Source organism: Candidatus Obscuribacterales bacterium (genome assembly GCA_036703605.1).
GTDB lineage: Bacteria > Cyanobacteriota > Cyanobacteriia > RECH01 > RECH01 > RECH01.
The window spans coordinates 1-7,214 of record DATNRH010001162.1 but is presented as its reverse complement, the minus strand read 5'-3'; the positions used below and the strand labels follow the sequence as shown (position 1 = coordinate 7,214).

The 7,214-nt window shown below is 56.6% G+C and carries 10 protein-coding genes; 9 read left to right on the top strand and 1 reads right to left on the bottom strand.

Going from position 1 to position 7,214, the window contains the following annotated elements; translation table 11 throughout:
- The first annotated feature begins 109 nt into the window (after positions 1-109).
- From V6D20_24095 to V6D20_24085, 3 genes are read left to right on the top strand one after another with little or no spacing between them, the layout of a single operon-like run.
- Positions 110-358, top strand: a complete 249-nt coding sequence (locus V6D20_24095) for a hypothetical protein (protein ID HEY9818862.1) — start codon at positions 110-112, stop codon at positions 356-358.
- Entirely contained in the window at positions 306-1,460 is a 1,155-nt protein-coding gene (gene queA / locus V6D20_24090) for a tRNA preQ1(34) S-adenosylmethionine ribosyltransferase-isomerase QueA (protein ID HEY9818861.1), read from the top strand. Before V6D20_24095 ends, queA begins: the two co-directional genes overlap by 53 nt.
- Positions 1,457-1,903 (top strand): SRPBCC family protein, encoded by a 447-nt coding sequence (locus V6D20_24085; protein ID HEY9818860.1) that lies wholly within the window; start codon positions 1,457-1,459, stop codon positions 1,901-1,903. The genes queA and V6D20_24085 overlap by 4 nt, the downstream gene beginning before the upstream one ends.
- Before the next feature lie 2 nt (positions 1,904-1,905).
- Here V6D20_24085 and V6D20_24080 read toward each other — a convergent pair whose 3' ends face one another.
- Complete coding sequence (locus V6D20_24080) at positions 1,906-2,442, bottom strand: hypothetical protein (GenBank protein ID HEY9818859.1); 537 nt, start codon at positions 2,440-2,442, stop codon at positions 1,906-1,908.
- A gap of 347 nt (positions 2,443-2,789) precedes the next feature.
- Here V6D20_24080 and queF point away from each other — a divergent pair, with 347 nt between their 5' ends.
- The 6 genes from queF to V6D20_24050 form a co-directional block, all read left to right on the top strand.
- Positions 2,790-3,233: a preQ(1) synthase gene (gene queF, locus V6D20_24075; GenBank protein ID HEY9818858.1), complete on the top strand. Its 444-nt coding sequence runs from the start codon at positions 2,790-2,792 to the stop codon at positions 3,231-3,233.
- Positions 3,230-4,384, top strand: coding sequence for a hypothetical protein (locus tag V6D20_24070; protein ID HEY9818857.1), 1,155 nt, complete (start codon positions 3,230-3,232; stop codon positions 4,382-4,384). The genes queF and V6D20_24070 overlap by 4 nt, the downstream gene beginning before the upstream one ends.
- 200 nt (positions 4,385-4,584) lie before the next feature.
- Positions 4,585-5,046 carry a CBS domain-containing protein gene (locus V6D20_24065; GenBank protein ID HEY9818856.1) on the top strand — a complete coding sequence of 154 codons (462 nt, stop codon included), beginning with the start codon at positions 4,585-4,587 and terminating at the stop codon, positions 5,044-5,046.
- A gap of 59 nt (positions 5,047-5,105) precedes the next feature.
- A complete protein-coding gene (locus V6D20_24060) occupies positions 5,106-5,771 on the top strand; it encodes a HEAT repeat domain-containing protein (GenBank protein HEY9818855.1) in 666 nt (221 codons plus the stop codon).
- 52 nt (positions 5,772-5,823) lie between these two features.
- Positions 5,824-6,516 (top strand): DnaJ domain-containing protein, encoded by a 693-nt coding sequence (locus tag V6D20_24055; GenBank protein ID HEY9818854.1) that lies wholly within the window; start codon positions 5,824-5,826, stop codon positions 6,514-6,516.
- A 250-nt stretch (positions 6,517-6,766) separates the two neighbouring features.
- On the top strand, positions 6,767-7,214 hold a 448-nt coding region (locus V6D20_24050; protein HEY9818853.1), incomplete at its 3' end, for a hypothetical protein.

The following is a 7,214-nucleotide window of genomic DNA, read 5'->3' as shown; positions in this document are numbered from 1 at the left end:
TAGTAAAGGTATTCCATATCTTTTTGCTCGAAGTTGAGCCTCATTTCTCCCTGTTCTCATTGTGGTTCCTTTAGACAGGGGTGAGTAGGGGAGAAGCACCCGACTTACTATGGGGAAGTCCACCCAAGTTCTGGATTTTCTGGGTATTAGCCGGGTTAACCCTTCCCTTGTTTTGTTGGGTTGTGCTAACCCATCCTTAGGAACGGTGCGATATGCTAATCAGCACCCCTTGCTGCTTCAACCTAACGGATTGGGGCATTCTAGGCCACCTAACCCCAACATTTTAGTGAACCGCACTCTCTTCTATGACCTACGACAGTTTGGCCACGCCACCACCTGTGCCATCAACCCCATCTAATGACCTGGATCGATCGCTCTCGGCCTATGATTACCACCTGCCAGAGGAGCGAATTGCCCAAAATCCAGTCGTCCCCCGCGATCGCTCTCGGCTGCTTGTGATTAACTCGACCACCACCCATGAGCATCAGCATTTCTACAACTTACCGCAGTGGTTAAAACCTGGGGACTTACTGGTACTCAACAATACCCGTGTGCTGCCCGCCCGCCTCTACGGCCGCAAACCCGGTGGAGCAGCGGCGGAAATTCTGCTGTTGGAGGAACGGGGGGTGAACCAATGGCTCGCCCTGGTGCGCCCCGGACGGCGGCTGCGCCCTGGTGCCCAGATTACCTTTGGCAATCCCGACCAAGATCCGTCCTTAACCCTCGTCGGCACGATCCAAGAGGTTGATCCCGAGACCAGCGGTCGGATTATTGAATTTCAGACACCGCCAGGGCGATCGCTCTTGTCGCTCCTCGATGACCTAGGCAAGATTCCCCTACCGCCCTACATCACCGAAAGCACCGCCGAGCCCGAGCAATATCAAACCGTCTACGCCGAGCGGCCGGGAGCCGTTGCTGCGCCCACAGCTGGTCTGCACTTTACCCCAGAACTCTTCGAAACCCTGCAATACGCGGGCATTAACCATACCTACCTGACGCTGCATGTAGGTGTGGGTACCTTTCGCCCCGTGGAAACAGAGGTGATCACCAACCACCAAATGCACGGCGAGTGGCTCGATATTTCCCCGGAAACTGTGGAGGCGATCGTCCGCACGAAGGCCCAAGGCGGCCGCGTTTTTGCGGTGGGAACGACGGTGGTGCGAGCCCTCGAAGGGGCGGCCCAGTCGGGGCACCTGCAGCCCTTCTCCGGCAAAACCAATTTATTTATCTATCCCGGCTACACCTGGCAGGTGGTTGACGGCATGATTACCAACTTCCACTTGCCCAAATCAAGCTTGATGATGTTAGTCAGCGCTTTGATTGGCCGCGAACGCCTGCTGTCGCTCTACCAAGATGCGATCGCCCAAGCCTACCGCTTTTATTCCTTTGGGGATGCCATGCTGATCATGCCTGAAGCTCGCATAGATCTATCTCCTGCCCCACCCCTACCATCCCCATGATGAACTTTTCCCGTTCCAGCCTGATCCAAGCCCCCGCCAGCACCGTTTGGGAGTTCCACGAGCGTCCTGATGTGCTAGACCTGCTCACCCCGCCCTGGCAGGCCGTGTCTGTAGTGCGGCGTGAGGGCGGTCTGGGGGTGGGTGCTGAGAGTGAATTTCAGCTTTTCCTTGGCCCCATTCCCGTGCGATGGCTGGCCCGCCATACCGCCTGCGATCTCTACGAAGAATTTATCGACGAACAGGTCACCGGCCCCTTCGCCTACTGGCAACACCGCCATCAATTTAGCCCCGAGGGCAACAACACTCGGCTCACGGATGCGATCGCCTTTTCCCTCCCCGGCGGTTGGGTTAGCGATCTAATGGGCGGTTGGTTTGTCCAAGCCCAGCTTGATCGATTATTTGCCTACCGGCATCAGGTCACCCAGCGCTACTGCGAGCTGTAGCCCTAGCGATCGCTGCCATTGTTTTGCAGCAGCGGACGCACTACCAAGAAACCAGCTCCAAAGGCAGTGAGCATCACCACCACAATTACCAGCGTCAGCCAAAGTCCATTCATACTCCGAGGCTGACGAGTTTCTGTAGGCTGGGGGGCTTCGGCCTGCTCTGTAAAGAAGGCATCGAAACTGGGTAGATCAGGAGCCGACGGCGCTTGTCCTGCCGCAGATGACGATTCCGCCGTGGGCTTGGCCGGTGCTGTCGGAGCTGCTGGGGCCGGGGCAGATGGAGCCGCTGGGGTAGAAGCTGCCGCAGTAGATGGCGCAGTCGTACCGCCCACCAACGGCTGCACCATCAACGCTGACTGCACTAGGCTGGTAAGAGCCTGCTGCAGTTGCTGATTGTGCTGGGTGAGTTGCTGGTTTTTATGGCTGACGGAAATGAGTTGACCTTTGGTGGTTTCTAGCTCCGCCGCAAGCTGCCGGTAAACCGAAATGGGGACAGAGGGCGCGTAGCCATTTCCCCCGCTTGCAGCAGGCGGAGTCACAGACGGAGTGGTTTGAGAGTGAAGTTTGGGTGCCATCAGTTACAAACGCTGTCTTACGAATACTGAGCTGAACAACTGGGCGGCGCAAGGTGGGGGAGTTGAAAAACCTTGGTAGTCCGTGAGTCTTCATCCGCTGCCCAAATCTTAGAGACTGGATCAAGGCAGTCGTACTTGGACGGAAAAGCGTACTTGGACGGAAAAGACTGACCTTAGGGTAGCTGAAATTTGAGCGATCGATCCCGTTTTTGCGAAATTGGTTACGGCTTGCCCCACACCTGTCCATCAAGGGATGATGGTAAAAGTAAACCATGCACCTATATCTAGACAACCCAGACCCAACGCAAGCCATGACTAACTCTGCATCTAGCTCCACCGTAGACACTCAGCCCAACCAAGCGACTGACCAAAACGATGAACCCAAGTATGGGGAACGGGAAATTGCCGAAGGCAGCCTGATTACCTTCCCCAACCCTCGCCCCGGCCGTCGCTATACCATTAGCATCAGCCTGCCAGAATTTACCTGCAAATGCCCGTTCTCCGGCTATCCCGACTTTGCCACGATCCATGTCACCTATGTCCCCAACCAGCGGGTGGTGGAACTGAAGGCCATTAAGCTCTATATCAACAGCTATCGCGATCGCTACATCTCCCACGAAGAATCGGTGAACCAGATTTTGGACGATTTAGTCGCCGCCTGCGATCCCCTAGAGATGACCATCAAGGGTGACTTCACCCCTCGCGGTAACGTGCATACCGTGGTGGAAGTTCATCACCAAAAGCCGGCCCAATGACCCCAGCCACGACCGATCGCGATCGCCTCTTCCAGGTCATCGAAACTCTGGTGATGCACCATTCCCCCAGCGGCGCTGAGGGTGAGATCGATGGCTATTTGCGAGAGCAGTTCACCGCCCTCGGGCTCGACTGTTGGCAGGATCCAGCCGGAAATGTGATCGCCCGCGTGGCCGGGCAGGATTCTAGCCGGGCGATCGCCATCACCGCCCACAAGGACGAACTCGGCGGCTTGGTGAAAACCATTGACGCTGAGGGACGGGTGCGGGTGGGCAAGCTCGGCGGTGCCTTTCCCTGGGTCTACGGGGAGGGCGTGGTGGATCTCTTGGGCGATCGCCACACCGTCAGCGGCATCCTCAGCTTTGGATCACGCCATGTGTCCCACGAATCACCCCAGAAGGTGCTGCAAGAGGATCAGGCTGTCCGCTGGCAAGATGCCTGGGTGGAAACCAAGCGCACCAGCGAGGAGCTGGCGGCCGCGGGCATCCATCCCGGCACCCGCATGGTGATCGGCAAGCACCGTAAGCGCCCCTTTCGCCTGCAGGATCACATCGCCAGCTACACTCTAGACAACAAGGCATCCCTCGCCATTTTGCTGGGATTGGGCGAAGGCCTGCGATCGCCCGCCGTGGATGTCTACCTCGTCGCCTCTGCCAAGGAAGAAGTGGGCGCGATCGGGGCGCTATACTTCACCCAGCACTTCGCCCAAAGCTTCAGCCAGCGGCTGCTCCAGTCTCTCGATCAAGGCGACACTGTCCCCCGCAATGCCCTAGAAGCGATCGCCCGGCAGATTGCTCAGTCCCAAACTCTCGACGCCCTGATTGCCCTAGAAATTTGCCCCCTGTCCCTGGAATATCCGGTGCAGGATGGGCCAGCCCCGGTGCTGCTGGTACAGGACGGCTACGGGATCTATGACGATGGGCTCAACCAAGAGCTGCAACAGGCGGCGATCGCTGCCCAGATTCCCCTGCAGCTCGCAGCCCTCAGCGGCTTCGGCAGTGATGCCTCCATCGCCATGAAAAACGGTCACGTGGGGCGGGCCGCCTGCCTGAGCTTTCCCACCGAAAACACCCACGGCTACGAGATCGCCCACCTGGATGCGATCGCCCATTGCATTACCATCCTGCAGCATTATTGCGAGTCGCTAGGGTAGAGCAGAGATTCCTAGGCTAAGCCACTAAGCCAGTCCCTACCCAATCCCCAACCCATCCCCAACGGTGACTTGTGAAGGGCGATCGCCCCTCTTTGGGAAAAAACCGTGTCAGATGTAACAACCTGTGAATCCCTCAGGGCTGATCCCCGACCGTCCTTAATAATGGAACATAGATAATCCATCGCCCTTTAGGTTCAACTATGCCCATAACCGTCGCCGAGGTCATGAGTCGGGATCCGATCACGGTCAATCCTAACTCTCCCCTCAAAGAAGCAATTCAAATTTTGGCGGAGCGCCACATTAGTGGATTGCCCGTGGTTGACGATCAGGGCAAACTGGTCGGCGTCATTTCCGAAAGCGACCTGATGTGGCAGCAAACGGGGGCAACCCCGCCCGCCTATATCATGCTGCTGGATAGCGTCATCTATCTCGAAAATCCAGCTCGCTACGACCGCGAACTCCACAAAGCCCTAGGGCAAACCGTGGGCGAAGTGATGACCAAAGAAAGCATCACCGTGCCGCCTAGCAAGCCACTGAATGCCGCTGCCCAGCTCATGCACGATCGCCATGTGCGTCGCTTACCCGTGGTAGACAGTGACGGCACCTTGGTCGGCATTTTGACCCGAGGCGACATCATTCGCCATATGGCCAGCCAAGACTAGTTGCCCGCTGACGCTTCCCGATCCCATAGCAAGCCCCATTTAGATGAGTGTATCTGCCCATGACCCATCCAGAGTCGATCCAGGCCTTACTCACTGCCGATGAGGCAGGCGATCGCATCAGTGGCATCAATCAACTCCGAAAGATTGATCCGGCCGTGGCCTTTCAGATGATCCAGCCCGCCATTAACGACGCCAATGTGCGGGTGCGGTATGCCGCCGTTAGCCAACTGGCATCCCTAGGGCTCCAAGATCGGCACCATGCCCTGAATCTCTTGCGCGATCGCCTGCTCAATGACCCCGAGATCGACGTGCAGGCGGCCGCAGCCGACTCCCTCGGAGCGCTGAAGCTCACCGAGGCCTACGACGACCTGGAAAGGCTATACCACAGCACCTCCGAATGGCTGATCCACGTCAGCATTGTGGCAGCCTTGAGCGAAATGGGCGAACCGCGTGCCTTTGAGCTGCTCTGTACAGCCTTGAGTTCTGAGAATGAATTGGTGCGCACGGTGGCGATCGGGGCCCTGGGAGAATTTGGCGATCATCGAGCCATTCCCCTCCTGATTCCCTACGCCAAAAGCGATGATTGGCAAGTGCGCTACCGCGTCGTGCAGGCCCTAAGTCACCTCGACAATCCCGATGTCCGAGCTACCCTAGAGCAACTGTCCCACGATTCGGTGGAGTCGGTTGCCCAAGAGGCCAAAGCCTACCTTAACCCTACGTCATGAAATCCTGAGCAATGGGCTGACGCTGCGCTGACCCTTGCCTACAATAGCTTTTATGGTCAACGCAACTCACTACCATACCCTCGCCGTTAGCCCCTCTGCTAGCCAGGCGGACATTAAGCGTTCCTATCGGCAATTGGTTAAACGCTTCCATCCCGACAGCAATCGGCAGGTGGACAATCATGAAGCGATCGCCGAGATTAATGCTGCCTACGAAGTCCTTAGCGATCCCCAAACCCGGCGTTCCTACGATCGCCAGCTTGGCTATGGTCATCGAAAACCCGACAGCCGGTCAAGTCATACGCCCTCTCCCCAACAACGTCGCCGAGGACGAGATGCAGATGAACATCTGCGCCAATGGCTCCAGCGGGTCTACCAACCGGTCAACCGTGAACTGTGCGAGGTGTTATATTCCTTGGACGAGCAAATTGACGACCTCGCCGCCGATCCCTTTGACGATGAGTTGATGGATGATTTTCAAGCCTACCTAGAACAATGCCGAGAAGCCCTGGCCCTAGCCCATCAACTTTTTCAATCCATGCCCAACCCCACCAGCGTTGCCGGGGCCGCGGCTAATCTTTACTACTGCCTCAGCCAGCTAAGCGATGGCGTGGATGAACTCGATCGCTTCACCGTCAGCTATGCCGAGCATTACATCCACACGGGGCAAGAGCTGTTTCGCATTGCCCACCGACTGCGGAAAGAAGCGGAAGCCGGCATCTGCGAGTTGGGCATGGCGATCGCGTAATTTGGGCTGGTGTGAACGCGATCTGGTTTGAGCGGCGAGATGACTGAGGGGAATCGGCAGGCTTGAAGCCATTGATATCAAATCTAGTTGAAGGGGCATGACTGAAGCATCCGGGTACGAGCAACACCTAGGATGAACAGTATGTTTAACCGGATTTGATACGAATTCTGTAGAGGCAGTTGCCAACAACTTGAGCCATCATAGAGAGGCGCAATGGCGCTGACTTTTGATCCATGTGAGACCCTTGCCCATGTTGAATTCATTTACCACTGTAACCAAGTTGGCAGGCACGTCCTGTATTGGAGTTGGTCTGTTTTGTAGTGTTGCCGTCAGTCTGGAGGGCAATGGAGCCATCCGCAATCAGGGCAAGGGCATCGATTCGGGGACTGCCTCGTCTACTGGATCACGTCTGTTAATGTCTAGTGGGCTGGATGACGCATCACTGGAGAGGTTCCCATCCTTTTTTCTGAGCCAGCAGGCTCCATCCCAGGTTAACCCGCCCTATCCACCAGAGGCGCGGCAAGCCTTTATGGATTCTTGTATAGAATCCGCCATAGATGCTGGGGCAACGCGATGGCAAGCGGAGGATTATTGTCTTTGTTCTCTGACTGAAATCCAGAGAGTGTATACCTTTCAGGAGTTTTCAATCGTTGATCGGCAAATAGGCCAAGGCCAAAATACCCCTGATGTTTTTGATG